Genomic DNA, 15,892 nt, shown 5'->3' with positions numbered 1-15,892 from the left:
CTGGCTTCAATTCTGCTTTAAAAAACGCATTCTCATCCTTGGTTTGCGCATATCTGTATTGATATCGCAGCAAATAAGGGGCAGATTTGCGATTTTATTAAGCCTGTTATCAGGGTGTTATGAACTTGTGATGCGCTTGTGACGAGCTAGTGACGACTCGATTCCAATTTTTAGTAATAAAAAGCAATGATTTATTGACGTCCTGATGATTGATTAAATTGCAATAATTAATGATGGTGCGACCACGTCACGCTGTCAGAACTCAGAAACGACTCTACTGCATCTTTATTGCCAGTAGCATGTTTCATTACTTCGCCACAGGTGCAAATGCCCTGGTACGGTTGAATATGGGAGCAGGCGGACACTTTTTGCAAAAACACTTGCACGGATTTGCTGCATTTTTTGCATTTAAAGGTCAGGATACGGGCTGGTTTGTTCATGGTAAATCAATTCAAAATAAAAATAGCTGGCGCAAAAATGATCGACTGCGCCAGTAAGTAAAGCTCAATAAGGTTCAATAAGGTTCAATAAGGTTCAATAAGGTTCAATAAGGTTCAATAAGGTTCAATAAGGTTCAATAAGGTTCAATAAGGTTCAATAAGGTTCAATTTTAAAGCATTACTTCAGCTTTAGACGCCATAGCGAAGTCAGTTCTTTGACCCGCGCTGCATGCAATGGGTCTGTGGCGTCGGTTGACTTTGGATGCTGCGGTTTAATGTCCAGTTTGCCAATCACCGTCAGTCCACCAGCATCAATCCAGCTGAAAAACTCTTCTGCAGTACGTAAGCCTAAATGTTGTGCAAAGTCCGACATGATCAGCCAGGCTTCGCCATGTGGTTCCATATGGTCAGCAACGCCAGCTAAAAAGCTTTTCAACATTTGACTATCGGGGTCATACACCGCATATTCTATCGGTGAGTTGGGACGTGCAGGCACCCATGGCGGGTTACATACGACCAATGGAGCTCGACCTGCTGGAAACAAGTCAGCTTCCTGCAAAGTAACTTGTTCGCTATAGCCGAGATTGTCTAAATTCTCTTTGGCGCAGGAAAGCGCGCGCAGGTCTTGATCTGTGGCGATAATTTTTTTGACACCACGCTTCGCCAGTACGGCTGACAAAACACCAGTACCAACGCCGATATCAAAAGCAAGCTCAGTCGAAGGCAAGGGTGCTTTTGCGAGCAAATCAATGTATTCACCACGTACCGGCGAAAACACGCCGTAATAAGGATGAATTTTTGCATCCAGTGCTTTAATCGTCACGCCATTTTTACGCCACTCATGCGCACCAATCAAACCCAACAACTCACGCAAAGACGCTACAAACGCATCTTTTGGCTCGCCATAGACTTCAGTGCAGGCGAGTTTGACGTCCGGTGCACGGCGTAAAGAAATACTGTAATCGGCTTCAAATGGAATCAATACCATCGCCAGTACGCGAGCGCGTTGTGATTGTGCTTGTCGGTGCAAGTGAAACGCCTCGCTAGCACTGGTTGGCACTTTTGCTTTCTTGTTGGAGGGTTTTTTGTCAATGCGCCGTGCCAGCGATTGCAATAATTGCTTGCCGTTATGAAAATCGCCACGCCATAGCAAGGCAGTTCCTTCACACGCCAGTTTGTAGGCGGTTTCCGTATTCATCCTGTCATCCGCGATCTGTACCCGCTTTGGAGGTGGCGCGCCGTTTTCTGCATGCCAGCGGCATGAGCGGGCTTCGTCGTTTTCTATCCAGTGCAATTGCGGGGAGGGGGAATTCATGATTTTCTTATAGTGGTCGCCGTATCTGTGTGGCGAGTTGGGTGATGTTCTTATTAAGCACGGAGTGTAACAAAGAAATCGCCGGATTTTTGCTGATATGGCAGGTCTTTGACAAAAATCTGTCCTTATTACCGAATAATAAATTGTTTATATCTAAAGGGATTTTGGGTTTTTCGCGCTTATGTTAGGCTCACTGTCCAAATATATTAGTTCCTTATTTCTACTCGTTTATTATCAGACGCCTGACAATTTCTGGAAAACTATGCAAAAACATCTCCTTCGTGCAGCCATTGCTGCTTTGATATCTTCTTCTTTCGTTGCGCCATTGAGTTTTGCTGAAAACTCCGCAAAAGCAGATACAGCAGTTTTATCTTCTGCGGCCAGCACAAAAGCGACTAAAGGCTCAAAAGCATTTGCAGACGTGAAGCAAGAATTTGTAAATGCACTGTGGAAGCAAGATCCGGATATGGCGATGGCAGCCGGCAAATACGATGACGCAGCGCAACTTACTATTCCCGATCAGGCGGGGCGCGATCAATATCTGGCGTTTGCTGATCGTTGGTTGGCTCGTCTGGAAAAAGTGGATGTGAAAGCGCTGCCCGTGAACGAACAGACTGATCTCGTTTTGATGCGCAACTATCTCGAGGGTACACGCTGGTACCTGACTCAGTTCCGCGAGTTCGAGTGGAATCCTACTCAGCACAATATTGCCGGTGGTTTTGATGCCATTCTGAATACCGATTTTGCGCCTAAATCTAAGCGCGTCAAAATTGCCATACAGCGTCTACAAGCTGTTCCTGCCTATTATGCAGCAGCGAAAGCGAGTATCCATGCGCCAACGATGGAACATACGCAATTGGCGATACGTCAAAGTGCTGGCGCGATTTCTCTGTTATCGGAATTAGAGAAGGCTGCCGCGAAAGAGAAATTGACGGCACATGAGAAACAAGCTTTGGGTTCTGGTTTAAAAAAAGCACGTGATGCAGTCAATGATTACGTCGCATTTTTAACCGATACTGCAAAAAATCTGACACCAGAAACCGCGCGTTCTTTCCGTATCGGCAAAGATTTATATGAAGGTAAATTCAAAGCCGATATCCGCTCTTCATTGACCGCAGAACAAACTTATCAACGCGCACTGGCCGCAAAAGATGAAGCCCACCGCAATATGGAGAAATTGGCCGATCAACTGTGGACTAAAACTATGGGCGATCAGCCTAAGCCAGAGGATCGTGCTAAAAAAATTGCGATGGTGATTGCGAAATTATCGGAACAACATATCAAAGGGGAAGACTTATTTCCGGCGATCCGTCAGCAATTACCAGTATTGGAAAAATGGATTAAAGATCATGATCTGTTATCGCTAGATACGAAGAAGCCGTTGATCGTTCGTGAGACTCCAGAATACGAACGCGGCGTCACCATTGCCTCGATCGAAGCACCGGGCATTTTCCGTCCGCACGACAATACCTATTTTAATGTCAGTCCATTCGATGGGCAGTCAGCGGAAAAAATAGAAAGTACGTTGCGTGAATATAACCACTGGGTATTACAGATCTTGTGTATCCATGAAGCGATTCCTGGCCACTACACACAATTGCAACACGCCAATCAATCGCCTTCTGTGATTAAAACTTTGTTTGGTAATGGCGCCATGATCGAAGGCTGGGCGGTCTATAGTGAACGCATGATGCTGGAATCTGGTTATGGTGAAAATTCACCAGAAATGTGGTTGATGTATTACAAATGGAACTTGCGTACCGTCTGCAATACCATCCTCGATTACAGCGTGCATGTGTTGGGGATGAGCGAAGCCGAAGCCAAAGATATGTTGATCAATCAGGCGTTCCAGACCCAGGCCGAAGCTGATGGTAAGTGGCAGCGCGTGCAATATTCATCGGTGCAATTGGCGAGCTATTTCAGCGGATTCAGTGAAATCCTTGATTTGCGTGAGCAGCTCAAGAAACAGCAGGGTGCTAAGTTCAAGCTGAAGCAATTCCATGAGCAGTTCTTGAGCTATGGTAGTGCTCCGGTGGGGATGATTAAAAGTATGATGTTGAGTGGGGAAGCGAAGTAATTATTTAAGTAAGCAAAGCGGCATATTGCTAGCTGTTGAATCTTTCTCCCGCTTGCGGTAGATGGGAGTATTCGGATCTTGTTTGGTAGATACTGCTATCCAAGTCAGTGCTGATGTCCTTTTTGTTTTCTCATTTTTGCGTCGTTTTTAATGTGTAATGCGATCACTCTTCGTGGCGCCAAGCCGGGGGTGGCCCGGCAGCCACTTACTTTTCTTTGCTTCGCCAAAGCAAAGTAAGCAAAAGAAAGGCGACGCTGAGACTTTGCCCTGCGGGTGCCGTCACTGCGTGTCGGCACAATTTGTGCATCACAAAAAATGGGAAAGCGTCGAAACTCGCTACGCTCAGACAGCGACGCTTTCTTTTCCATTTTCTGTGAAGCACAAATTGCTTTGTCTAAAGCGGTGACGGGCAAAAGCGATATTGCAACGATCACGAGCTATCCGTAGGACGCGCGCAACCCGACGAATCAATATGCCGTGCGAGCCGCACGGTTTCCCCCCCCTCCATAACTTCAAAAACCTCACCCCTTATCCGCTTTCCCTGCTGCATTGGCAAAGCGACTTAGTAATTTATCTATCATCCAAGGCTGGCGATTGTCGTCTTCTGCTTGCTCCTTACGTCGAATCGCATTACGTACGACGTGGGCTCCGATGTAGCGTATAGGTTCAGGTGGGAAGTGGCCCAGCGGCCCTTTGACCAATGGGCTGCGGGTCCAGAAATTGTCTTGCTCCAGCAGGAGTGAAGACAAAATCTGCCCGCCCATATAGCTGGGGCCTACACCATTACCTGAATAGCCAAAACCGTAAAAAATATTCCCGGCACCATGGAGTTTTCCAAAAAATGGAAAGCCAGTCGCGGAGCGGTCAGAGGGGCCATTCCAGCTTGCCGTCACGGGAACATCTTGTAAGACCGGAAAGAAGCGATGCAGGCTTTGTGTCAGTTGATCTTGATACACAGAAGGGCGATCAAATGCAGGAGCAATCTGATTGCGCCATGCAAAGGTATTGCCACCTTTGCCGAGCATCAAACGTCCATCGCTCGTATTGCGGTAGTAGTAGACAAAGGTTCTCGAGTCCAACACTGAAATACCATTCGTCAGGCCTATTTGTTTTAACAGCTCAGGACATTTCTCGGTAATGATCATGTCGCTCGACACCACCGCGATACTGCGCTCAAATTGCGGGAAAAAACTCGCCATCCAGGCGTTCATTGCCAGCACCATTTTTCCGGCCTGCATGACGCCGGTAGGTGTCTTGATAGTCACCGTAGAACCCGGTGTGAAGGATATCATCGGTGTGCGCTCAAAAATGGCGATACCCATATTAAGCGCCACTTTGCGCAATCCACGAACCAGTTTGCCAGGGTCCACTGTGGCGGCGTAAGGCGAAAAAACACCTTGTATATTCAATGTCGAACCGCTGCGTTTGGCGACTTCTTCTGGCGGTAAATGGCGATATGAATCTAGTCCAACGCTATTTAATGCCTGCATCACCGCATCCATGCTACCTGCTTGCGCAGCATTTGTTGCCGTGTAGAGCGTACCGTCCATGCGTAAATCTGCATTGATGCCTTGGTCACGGCAGAAATCGGCAATGTGTTGGACTGCATCTTCCGATGCTTTCACCAGGCGTACAGCTTCTGCTTCACCAAATAAGCGAAGCAATGTAAAAAATTTCGCTGACCATGTGAGCACGCAGCCGCCATTGCGGCCGCTGGCGCCTGCGCCACATAAGTCTTGCTCCAGGACGCTAATGCCGAGAGCGGGATTTTGTTGCTTGGTTTGAATGGCTGTCCACAAACCAGTAAAGCCGCCGCCGATGATGCAAATGTCGCTAGTATGCTTTCCTTGTAAGGCGGGAGCGAGTTCTCCGTCCTGCATTAAGGCTTGTTCTATCCAGAATGGTCGCATGAGATTTATTCTTCTCTTTATGTCTTTAGTTCTTTAGTTCTTTAATTTAGGCCGTTTGTCGATGTGCGTCAGATTGACGATGAATCAGTTCAGCATTTTCCATGTGCGTGGCGAAGTAGATAAAATCCGGAGTCTGCTTTGTCGCAGATTTTGCAGCATCGTCCCAGCGGCGAAGTGCGATTGCATCTGCTGCAAATGCTCGGTTGATAAACTCATCCGCTTGTTCTCGATTGAAAACGCCGCCTTGCAAAGCCAAGCTGCGCTTAGAGTCTGCAGATAAACTGTTGTAATAGGCAGGTTCGACCGCGCATAAATAACGCTTGGCGTCGACGTGCAATTTAATTGGTTCCAGAACCGCGTCACCAAACAAAAAGCGCATGTAGGGCAAGCAACGGTATTGGTGTACATCGTCCTTGCCAAAGCTGGTGGGCGTAGGGCCGATATCGTGCAATAAATGCCCAATGTCGTGTAATAAGGCAGCAACGATTAATTCATCGCTGGCGCCAGCTTCTTCTGCTAATGCCGCAGATTGCAATGCGTGCTGTAATTGCGTGACAGGTTCGCCGTCATATTGTTCGTCGCCGCGACGTTCAAATAACGCGATGATGTCGGCAATGTTGACGTTGGATGCCTGCGTCATTTTCCATCCCACGGCAAAGAGTAAGTTTTGGTATTACAGAAGCTTTTCATCGCTTCTAAAACACCTTCTTTGTAACCAAGGCCGGAATCTTTGATGCCACCAAACGGCGTCAATTCAAGGCGGTAACCTGGCACCTCACGCACATTCACGGTACCGACTTCCAACTCAGCAACAAAGCGGGTGATGTAGTCGAGCCGGTTGGTGCAAACAGCGGATGACAAACCGTATGGCGTCGAGTTAGAAATGCGGATTGCATCGTCAATATCTCTGCAACGGATCACAGGTGACACCGGGCCAAACGTTTCTTCTGCCACTAAGGTGCAATTGTAAGGTACGTGATCTAAGACCGTCGGTAAGTACAATGCGCCTTCGCGGATGTTGCCAACAATGAGTTGCGCGCCGCACTTGATCGCATCATTTACCTTTTGTTCAAAACTGATCGCTGCCGCTTCGTCAATCACCGTACCCATGTCTGTGTTGCCATCCATCGGGTTGCCGTATTTGATCGCCTTCGTTTTTTCAGTAAGCAAGCGGACAAACTCATCAGCAACCGCTTCATGCACGATCATGCGCTTGACTGCCGCGCAGCGTTGGCCGGAATTTTTATAAGAGCCCGATACCGCCAGTGTTGCCGCTTCTTCCAGATCGGCATCTTCCATCACGATTAAGGGGTCATTGCCACCTAGTTCCAGTACCTGACGTTTGTAGACGGCTTTGCCAGCGATGTATTTGCCGATTTGTACGCCACCGGTAAAGGTCACCAGATCCATATCGGCATTGGTCAACATCTCATCAGCGATTTCACGCGGGTCGCCAGTGATGACAGAAAACATCTCTGGCGGCAAACCCGCTTCATATAAGATATCTGCGAGTAAAAGCGCAGAAAATGGTGTCTTTTCAGACGGTTTTAATACCATGCGATTATTGGTTGCAATCGATGGTGCGACTTTATGCGCCACTTGATTTAATGGATGGTTGAATGGCGTAATTGCAGATATCGCGCCTAGTAAGGGCTCACGCAAAGTAAATACTTTACGTTGCTTACCATGTGGCGTCAGATCACAGGAAAACACCTGACCATCATCGACCAGCGTTTGGTTCGCCGCAAACAAGAACACATCACAGGCGCGTCCTACCTCATACATCGTATCTTTTTTGCAGAGACCGGATTCAGCAGTGATTAAATCGGAAATGACATCAGCGTTTTCACGCAGTAACTGACTGACGCGCAGCAAAATTTGATTGCGTTGATAGCGTGTCAGTGTGGATTTGTACGCTTTGGCTTGTTGAAATGCGCCTTTTACATCTTCCACTGTCGCTTTGGCGATGGACCCCAGTAAGGTATTGGTGTAGGGATTAAAAACCTCAATGCGCCGATCATTATTGACCAGTTTGCCAGCAATGCGCATAGGTTGATGTAAGGCCGATGCTGGCTGTCCATGTTGGGCTGCTACTAAGATTGCCTTAAAATCTTGAATTAACTTCACACTACTCTCCGGGAAAATGAAAACACCAGGCATGTCAGGCCTGGTGCTTTAATGTGTTATGTGTTTTCAACCAAATTCAACGCCAGATGCAATACGTCAAAATTACGTAGCCGATGACCGGCAGGCAGCGATTGCGTTTTACGGTTGAGCATCACTGGTACGGCTTGTTCTGAAATGCCGCCATGTGAGCGCAATGGTAGTTTGAGTTCCGATAAATCATGGCGGTGACTGCTGGTACCGACCACGACCAGACGTTGACTGACGACGACGACATCACCAATACGATCTGCTGGAAGTTCAAAACGCGCGCTCGCTTCTGCGCGCGTTAACACTTCCTCTAAGTCATGCATATTACGTAAGTGTTGTTGAATGCCGTCAGCTTGGTTGTGGTCGTTAATGTAGATCGTGGCATACGAACCAAGCGCGCCATGGTGAATAATGTAGGGATCAGTAATAGGCAAAATCACGCGGGTACTGCCGACGCCAAAGTGCTGATCGAGTTCATCTTGTAAATAAATGACGTTCGCATTACCGCAGGCATCTGTCTTGGCATTCATGCCATGATCGGCGGTCACTGCGATAACTGCCCCCAAATCATCGAGTTGACTTAAATAGCGGTCCATCATGGCGTAAAAAGAATTTGCTCCGGCTGTTCCAGGGGCAAATTTATGTTGAATGTAATCGGTGGTCGATAAATACATCAGATCTGGACGTTCTTTTTCTAGCAATTTGACGCCTGCGGCGAAGACGAATTCGGACAACTCGGCGCTATAGACAGACGGCAATTCCATGCCAACAAGTTCAAGCACGTTTTCTATACCATTGTCAGCAAGATTAGCTTGATTCGCTTTTTCGGCCGAGAAGCAAATGCCTTGCATTTGATGACCGAGCAAACTACGTAATTTATCTTTGGCTGTGACAACGGCCAGTTTAGCGCCTGCTTTTGAGAAGGCAGCAAGGATCGTTTCTGCGCGCAAATACTTGGCATCATTCATCATGACTTCAGTATTCGTTTCAGTATCCAGGAAATAGTTGCCGCAGATGCCGTGCACTGAAGGAGGAACCCCGGTCACGATTGACAGGTTATTCGGATTGGTAAAGCTTGGTACTACGCAATCGCCCGTCAATACGGTGCCTTGTTCACCCATTTTTTTAAAAAAAGGCGCAACCCCCGCTTGTATTGCTTGATTGATGTACTCCTGCTCGCAACCGTCTATGCACACGATCACTACAGGTTGTTGCATCCATTGGTAGCTACGACCATTGACGCTGATTTCTTTTACTGACATAAAATTCCTACAGGTTGATGCAACTGTTTTTTAATAGGCTGCTGGGCGAGGTTGCGTGATACCGACCTCATCGTCACTTCGGCGTTAGTTCACTATTTCTGAGGGCTTGTGCGCTTTATGCATACGTTGGCGACTATCGATAACGTGCTGACGCATCATGTTTCCGGCGGCATCTACATTGCCAGCGGCAATCAATTCAACGATTTCTCTGTGTTCATGGATCGATATGGGCAGGGTGCCTTGTTGCTCGAGCGCATTGCGGCGGTACAAATTAAGTTCCTTGACCAGGCGGCGATACGTGTTCAGTAATTTTTCGTTCCCTGTCATTTTTACCAGAACATCGTGGAATTCCAGATTCAGTAAAGAGTAGGAGGAAACATTTTTCTTTTCCGCCAATTTTTCCATTTTATCGACCATGCTACGCAATTCTTTGAGTTGTGTTTGCGTAATTGTCTTGGCTAATTTTCGACCGACCAACTCATCCAGCGCTTCGCGAATTTCGTAAATCTCATCCGCTTCTTCAATAGAAATTTGTCGTACATAAACGCCACAATTCTTTTCTTGTCTGACGAGACCGTTTTCCTCCAGTGAACGAAACGCTTCGCGCACAGGGCCACGTGAAACGCCCAGCATTTCTGCCAGTGAGGCCTCATTGAGTTTGGTGCCAGAGCTGATTTCTCCTGCCAGGATCATGCGTTCAATTTCAATTTGCGCAAGTGTGGAAAGAGAGGCTTGTTGAATGAGTCCGGAAGACTTTGTCGTTTTTTGCATGGCCATAGCTCGTTGTTCTGATCGATGGTTGTAATGTAAATCAAGCAGCTACGGATTGTCAACAAAATACAAAATACAATCTACAATGTAATGATCTTGTCATAAATCAAACCTACTATTCGTCCGGTGTTGTTGTAGTAACGGTGTGTTGATGGTGCAGGAAAAAGTGGTCTCTCAAGGGACATAAGTTGCCTGGAAGAGAGAATCAAAATTTTTATGACAGGAAAGAGAATCGCGATGAACCCTTCACGTAAGCTTTTTTTGAAAATGTGTTCTGCTACGCTGGTTGCAGGATCTATGTTGATGTCTGGTGCAGTGCATGCAGACAACAAAACAACTTTGTTGGTCTATACCGCTATCGAAACCGATGCGATGAAGTTGTATAAAGATGGGTTTGAAAAAGCTAATCCAAATATCGAAATTCGCTGGGTGCGTGATTCCACTGGCGTAGTGACTTCCAAGTTGCTGGCTGAAAAAAGCAATCCGCAAGCGGACGTGGTACTGGGTTTGGCTGCAACGAGCCTGGTGCTGTTGAAGCAAGAGGGCATGTTGACACCTTATCAACCAAAGGGTTTCAAAGAATTGACAGCAGCTTATTCTGATAGCGCACAACCACCATCATGGGTTGGTATGGACGTATGGGGTGCCGCAATTTGCTTCAACACAGTGGAAGCTAAAAAGCAAAACCTGCCAAAGCCAGAAAGCTGGAAAGACCTGCTTAATCCTATCTACAAAGGCAAAATCAGTATGCCGCATCCAGCATCCAGTGGCACTGGCTATCTGGACGTGAGTGCATGGTTGCAAAATATGGGTGAGGCAGCAGGTTGGAAATACATGGATGGTTTGCATGAAAACATCGCGCAGTACACGCATTCTGGTTCCAAGCCATGCAAGCAAGCTGGTTCTGGCGAATTCCCGATTGGTATTTCTTTTGAATTCCGTGCGCACCAAGTCATGCGTAGTGGCGCTCCAATTGAAATGATTTTCCCTAAAGAAGGTCTGGGTTGGGATATTGAAGCAACGGGCATCATGAAGGGTACTAAAAACCTGGAGGCAGCACAAAAATTAGCCGACTGGATGGCAAGTAAAGAATCAAACCAAATCAGTACGAACTGGTGGGCAATCGTTGCGTACCCAGGCTTGGCGAAGAAGCTTGAAGGTATTCCAGACGGCTACGAAAAAATGCTGGTCAAGAATGATTTTAGCTGGGCCGCAAAAAATCGTGAACGTATTTTGACTGAGTGGAACAATCGTTACAACAGCAAGGCAGAACCTAAGCCATAAGCCATAACTCGCTAGCGGTAGTTTTATGTGGTTAAGCATCAATAGTGGCAGGCAATATTTGCCGCTATTGATTGCCACTATTGATTGCCGCCATTGATCTCAGCATTCATTGCTTGTTTTACACCGGGTCTGGCATAGCGTTCAGAACCCGACGCATCCTAACGTAGCTGATGCATTGCATCGAACACAAAGAAAATTTTCATGGAACCACGCGCTGATTATCTCGTACTCAAAGATATTGCCAAATCTTTTGGTTACTTTAATGCTCTGAATAACATTAATTTGAATATAAAAGAAGGTGAATTTGTTTGCTTTCTAGGACCATCCGGATGCGGAAAAACCACCTTGCTACGGATCATCGCAGGGCTGGAAACCCAAAATCAGGGACAGATTATTCAGCATGGAAAAGATATTTCTTATGTTAAACCTGTTAAGCGCGACTACGGTATCGTGTTTCAATCGTACGCACTTTTTCCTAATTTAAGTATTGCCGAAAATATTGCTTATGGATTGGTGAATCGTCGCCAGTCGTCTTCGGTGATCAAGGCGCGCGTTGCAGAATTGTTGCAATTGGCAGGTTTGCCAGGGAGCGGTGATAAATATCCCGGTCAATTATCGGGTGGTCAGCAGCAACGTATCGCCTTGGCACGTGCATTAGCAATGTCTCCTGGATTGTTGCTTTTGGATGAGCCGTTGTCTGCACTGGATGCGCTAGAGCGGGTGCGCCTGAGAACAGAAATTCGTCAGTTACAGCAACGATTGGGCGTGACAACGATTATGGTGACGCATGATCAAGAAGAAGCCTTGACTATGGCGGATCGCATCGTGGTAATGAACCATGGCGTGATAGAGCAAATTGGCACACCGGAACAAATTTATCTGCAACCGCATTCGCCATTTGTCGCTTCTTTTGTCGGTAAAGTCAATGTTTTAAGTGGGTCTGCTTTGGGTGCCGGGCGCTTCCGTATCGGTGCCATGGAATTTGATTGCCCTATATGGTCGGACAAATTTACTGACGGTGAAAGTGTCAAAGTCTATTTGCGCCCGGAAGATATCATCCTTCATCGCGATCAGGCTGATTTAACTTCTGGCACTGCTAAGCCACGTGGAACGATTACAAAAATGGAGTTTTTGGGTGCATATTGCCATGTACTTATCCAGGTTGATGGCGCAGATATGCCTTTGGTGACCGCTGCCATTCCTTTTAATATTGTGCATGAGCACGAATTAAAAGTAGGTGCTAAGGTCGTCCTTGAAGTGCTGCCTGCAAAAGCCAGAATTTTTTCTACGAAGAGTAGTTCTGATGTTGTAGAAAAGGAGGCGGCATGAGTAATTCTGGAGGCCTCGCGTTACCGACAAATAGCGTGGACGGCCATCAAACGGCAGATTCTAGCCGCCGATACGCGCAAGCAACTGATCGTTGGGTACAATTTTTATTGCTGTTGATTTGTGGCGGCTTGGTGATTTTTCTATTGTTTCCTGTTGCCGTTATTTTGCTTAAAAGTTTTCAAGATAAAGACGGTGCTTTTGTCGGCTTACAACAATTTACGACCTATTTTGCAAGTAAGTCCTTGCGCTCTTCGATTTTACATACCTTGTTTGTTGCGACCGCAGTCACACTATTGGTCATTCCTACGGCATTCATGTTTGCCTACGGATTAATGCGCAGTTGTATGCCGGGTAAGGCAGTATTCCGGACAATTGCATTGATTCCAATTCTTGCTCCATCGCTGCTGGCGGGGATTTCGCTGGTACAGTGGTTTGGCAACCAAGGTATATTAAAAGAGTGGTTAGGTGGTATTTCTATCTACGGGCCGCTTGGTATTATTTTGAGCGAATTTTACGGCGTATTTCCGCATGCCTTAATGATTCTGCTAACAGCATTGAGTCTGGTTGATGGTCGTTTATATGAAGTTGCTTCGTCGTTGGGTACCAGCCGTTGGCGCCGTTTTATCACGATTACATTGCCTGGTGCAAAATATGGACTGATCAGTGCTGCATTAGTTGTTTTTACTTATACGTTTAATGATTTTGGTGTGCCTAAAGTGATCGGTGGTAATTTTAATGTCTTAGCGATTGACGTTTATCAATTAGCGATTGGGCAGCAAGATTTTAATAAAAGTGCGGTCGTCAGCTTGTTGCTCTTAACGCCAGCGTTATTTGCATTTGCGATTGATTTAAGAATTCGCAGTAAATTAAAAGCGCATATGTCCGTGCGGGCACAAACTTTTGTGCCAAAGAAGCGGTTGTTGTTTGACACAGTGATGTTTATGTATTGCAGCGTGATCGCGATCTATCTGGTAGCGGTACTTGGGATGGCAATCTATAGCTCGTTCATTAAATTATGGCCATACAACCTGACAATGAGTTTTGATCATTACAAATATGGTCTGGTGGAAGGCGGCATATTGGAAGCCTATTTCAATAGCCTGAAAATGGCGACGATGGTGGCTATTGGTGGTGTTGCGACCGTGTTCATTTCCGCTTACATTACAGAGAAAACCAAAGGATCTGAGAGCTTACGATCATTGATACGTCTGCTGGCTGTTTTGCCTATGGGGGTACCAGGTCTGGTGTTGGGTTTAGGTTATATTTTCTTTTTCAACCATCCGCAGAATCCCCTGAATATGTTGTATCACACGATGAGTATTTTGGTGATCTCAACCATTATTCATTACTACACGTCTAGCCATTTGACGGCGGTCACAGCACTAAAATCGATTGATAACGAATTTGAAGCTGTATCTGCATCCCTAAAGGTGCCACTTTATAAAACTTTCTTTCGCGTCACGGTGCCTGTGTGTTTGCCAGCAATTCTTGATATAGCACGCTATTTCTTTGTGAATGCGATGACGACCGTTTCTGCCGTTGTGTTCTTATACTCACCGGATACTAATTTGGCCGCCGTCGCCATTCTTGATCTCGAAGAGGCCGGCGATGTAGGGCCCGCCGCAGCGATGGCAAGTTTGATTGTGCTGACTTCTGTATTGGTATGTTTGCTGTATGCCTTGTTGACAAGGGTCTTGTTGAAGAGAACGCAAGCATGGCGTCATTGAATTACGGCGCCAAATCAAAAATCAAAAAGTTATAACCAGAAAATGAAGGGAACGAATATGAGCTTAGTCAGTCGCGATCCAGTGTTGTTGACGCCCGGTCCTTTGACCACCTCTTTGCAAACCAAAAGCGCGATGCTCCGTGATTGGGGATCATGGGATGCGGCATTTAATGCCGTCACCGCGAAGGTCAGACGACAATTGCTGGACGTCATACATGGTGAAGAAACCCATGTTTGCGTTCCGATGCAAGGCAGTGGCACATTTTCTGTTGAAGCTGCTATCAATACTTTAGTGCCACGTGACGGGCATGTGCTGGTCTTGATCAATGGTGCGTATGGTAAGCGTATGGCGCGTCTGACGGCAATGATGGGGCGTCGCGTCAGTGTTTTTGAAACTCCGGAAGACGTGCCGACGACCGCAGAGGATGTCGAACGCTTGCTTGCGGCTGATAGCTCTATCACACACGTGGGTTTGATCCATTGCGAAACAAGTACCGGTATTCTGAATCCCCTGGAAGAAATCGCTGCTGTTGTTGCACGCCACGGTAAGGGTTTGATTCTTGATGCAATGAGCTCTTTTGGGGCATTGGAAATAGACGCGAAAAAAATCCAATTTGATGCGGTCATTGCTGCAAGTGGAAAGTGTATTGAAGGCCCGCCGGGCATGGGTTTTGTGCTAGTCAGAAAATCCGTTTTAGAAAAATGTGCTGGCCATTCCACATCATTGTCACTCGATCTGTACGATCAATGGGTGTATATGGAAAAAACGACGCAATGGCGCTTTACTCCACCGACGCACATTTTGGTGGCATTACATACGGCATTGAATCAGTTCGAAGCCGAAGGTGGTCAAGCTGCGCGTTTGCAGCGTTATACCAATAACTATCACACCTTGATGGCAGGTCTGGAAGAATTGGGATTGGAATCTTTTTTAAAACCAGAAATTCAGGCGCCGATCATTGTGACTGTGCATGCGCCGGCGGTTGCGAAGTACGATTTCAAAACTTTCTACGAGAGTGTGCGTAGCAAAGGTTTTGTGTTGTATCCGGGTAAATTAACGCAGGCTGAGACGTTCCGGGTTGGCTGCATCGGTGCGATCGGAACGCAAGAAATGCGTTCGGCGATTCATGCGATGAAGGATGCGTTAGCGGAAATGGTATAAAAGTTTTGGGAAATTTATAGATACTGCTATCCAGGGCTCTACTAATATCGTCCCTAATGTGTCACTTTTAATATGTAAAAATATCTAAAGCGATCGCTCTTTGTAGGGGCAAGCCGGGAGTGGCCCGGCGGCCACTTACTTTTCTTTGCTACGCCAAAGTAAAGTAAGCAAAAGAAAGGCGACGCTGAAGGGGGCGCTAAGACTGTGCCCTGCGGGTGCCGTCACTGCGTGTCGGCACAATTTGAGCGTCACGTAAAACGGGAAAGTGTCGAAACTCGCTGCGCTCAGACAACGACACTTTCTGATCCGTTTTCCGTGAAGCACAAATTGCTTTGTCTAAAGCGGGTAAGGTCTGCATCAACGTCCACTTCAACGTCAACGTCAACATCAACATCGACATCTATCTCCACCTTTAGCGTTTAGGGTAGAGGTTATCCCTCAAGTCTTCGATTCTTGTTAATT

At 46.7% G+C, this 15,892-nt stretch carries 13 protein-coding genes; 5 read left to right on the top strand and 8 right to left on the bottom strand.

What is annotated here, in order from left to right; all coding sequences use genetic code 11:
* Nucleotides 1-227: 227 nt before the first annotated feature.
* Together ACO0K1_RS01260 and ACO0K1_RS01255 are read right to left on the bottom strand one after the other, a co-directional pair.
* Complete coding sequence (locus ACO0K1_RS01260; protein WP_422993493.1) at nt 228-440, bottom strand: hypothetical protein; 213 nt, start codon at nt 438-440, stop codon at nt 228-230.
* 178 nt (nt 441-618) lie between these two features.
* Entirely contained in the window at nt 619-1,755 is a 1,137-nt protein-coding gene (locus ACO0K1_RS01255) for a methyltransferase (RefSeq protein WP_423022003.1), read from the bottom strand.
* Nucleotides 1,756-2,017: 262 nt separating this feature from the next.
* On the opposite strand from ACO0K1_RS01255, the gene ACO0K1_RS01250 reads away from it, so the two are divergent.
* Nucleotides 2,018-3,832, top strand: a complete 1,815-nt coding sequence (locus tag ACO0K1_RS01250; RefSeq protein WP_423022002.1) for a DUF885 domain-containing protein — start codon at nt 2,018-2,020, stop codon at nt 3,830-3,832.
* A gap of 521 nt (nt 3,833-4,353) precedes the next feature.
* Here ACO0K1_RS01250 and ACO0K1_RS01245 read toward each other — a convergent pair.
* From ACO0K1_RS01245 to ACO0K1_RS01225, 5 genes are all read right to left on the bottom strand, one after another.
* A complete protein-coding gene (locus ACO0K1_RS01245; RefSeq protein ID WP_423022001.1) occupies nt 4,354-5,742 on the bottom strand; it encodes an FAD-dependent oxidoreductase in 1,389 nt (462 codons plus the stop codon).
* A gap of 46 nt (nt 5,743-5,788) precedes the next feature.
* Complete coding sequence (locus ACO0K1_RS01240) at nt 5,789-6,382, bottom strand: phosphonate degradation HD-domain oxygenase (RefSeq protein ID WP_423022000.1); 594 nt, start codon at nt 6,380-6,382, stop codon at nt 5,789-5,791.
* On the bottom strand, nt 6,379-7,791 hold the full coding sequence (gene phnY / locus ACO0K1_RS01235) for a phosphonoacetaldehyde dehydrogenase (RefSeq protein ID WP_423022072.1): 1,413 nt from the start codon (nt 7,789-7,791) through the stop codon (nt 6,379-6,381). The genes ACO0K1_RS01240 and phnY overlap by 4 nt, the downstream gene beginning before the upstream one ends.
* Before the next feature lie 134 nt (nt 7,792-7,925).
* Nucleotides 7,926-9,158 (bottom strand): phosphonoacetate hydrolase, encoded by a 1,233-nt coding sequence (phnA, locus tag ACO0K1_RS01230; protein ID WP_423021999.1) that lies wholly within the window; start codon nt 9,156-9,158, stop codon nt 7,926-7,928.
* Nucleotides 9,159-9,242: 84 nt separating this feature from the next.
* Entirely contained in the window at nt 9,243-9,929 is a 687-nt protein-coding gene (locus tag ACO0K1_RS01225) for a phosphonate utilization associated transcriptional regulator (protein WP_423021998.1), read from the bottom strand.
* Nucleotides 9,930-10,166: 237 nt separating this feature from the next.
* Between ACO0K1_RS01225 and ACO0K1_RS01220 the strand changes: the two genes are divergently transcribed.
* The 4 genes from ACO0K1_RS01220 to ACO0K1_RS01205 all read left to right on the top strand — a co-directional run bounded on the left by ACO0K1_RS01220 (nt 10,167) and on the right by ACO0K1_RS01205 (nt 15,430).
* Nucleotides 10,167-11,213, top strand: coding sequence for a putative 2-aminoethylphosphonate ABC transporter substrate-binding protein (locus tag ACO0K1_RS01220; RefSeq protein ID WP_423021997.1), 1,047 nt, complete (start codon nt 10,167-10,169; stop codon nt 11,211-11,213).
* 201 nt (nt 11,214-11,414) lie between these two features.
* On the top strand, nt 11,415-12,542 hold the full coding sequence (locus ACO0K1_RS01215) for a putative 2-aminoethylphosphonate ABC transporter ATP-binding protein (protein ID WP_423021996.1): 1,128 nt from the start codon (nt 11,415-11,417) through the stop codon (nt 12,540-12,542).
* Nucleotides 12,539-14,269 carry a putative 2-aminoethylphosphonate ABC transporter permease subunit gene (locus ACO0K1_RS01210; protein WP_423021995.1) on the top strand — a complete coding sequence of 577 codons (1,731 nt, stop codon included), beginning with the start codon at nt 12,539-12,541 and terminating at the stop codon, nt 14,267-14,269. Before ACO0K1_RS01215 ends, ACO0K1_RS01210 begins: the two co-directional genes overlap by 4 nt.
* 57 nt (nt 14,270-14,326) lie before the next feature.
* Nucleotides 14,327-15,430, top strand: a complete 1,104-nt coding sequence (locus ACO0K1_RS01205; RefSeq protein WP_423021994.1) for a 2-aminoethylphosphonate--pyruvate transaminase — start codon at nt 14,327-14,329, stop codon at nt 15,428-15,430.
* Nucleotides 15,431-15,626: 196 nt separating this feature from the next.
* On the opposite strand, the gene ACO0K1_RS01200 is transcribed toward ACO0K1_RS01205, so the two are convergent.
* A complete protein-coding gene (locus tag ACO0K1_RS01200) occupies nt 15,627-15,830 on the bottom strand; it encodes a hypothetical protein (protein WP_423021993.1) in 204 nt (67 codons plus the stop codon).
* Nucleotides 15,831-15,892 lie beyond the last annotated feature (62 nt).

This window comes from Undibacterium sp. SXout20W (assembly GCF_049340285.1).
GTDB lineage: Bacteria > Pseudomonadota > Gammaproteobacteria > Burkholderiales > Burkholderiaceae_D > Undibacterium.
Note: the sequence above shows the minus strand (reverse complement) of the source record. Positions and strands in the feature narration are given on the sequence as shown.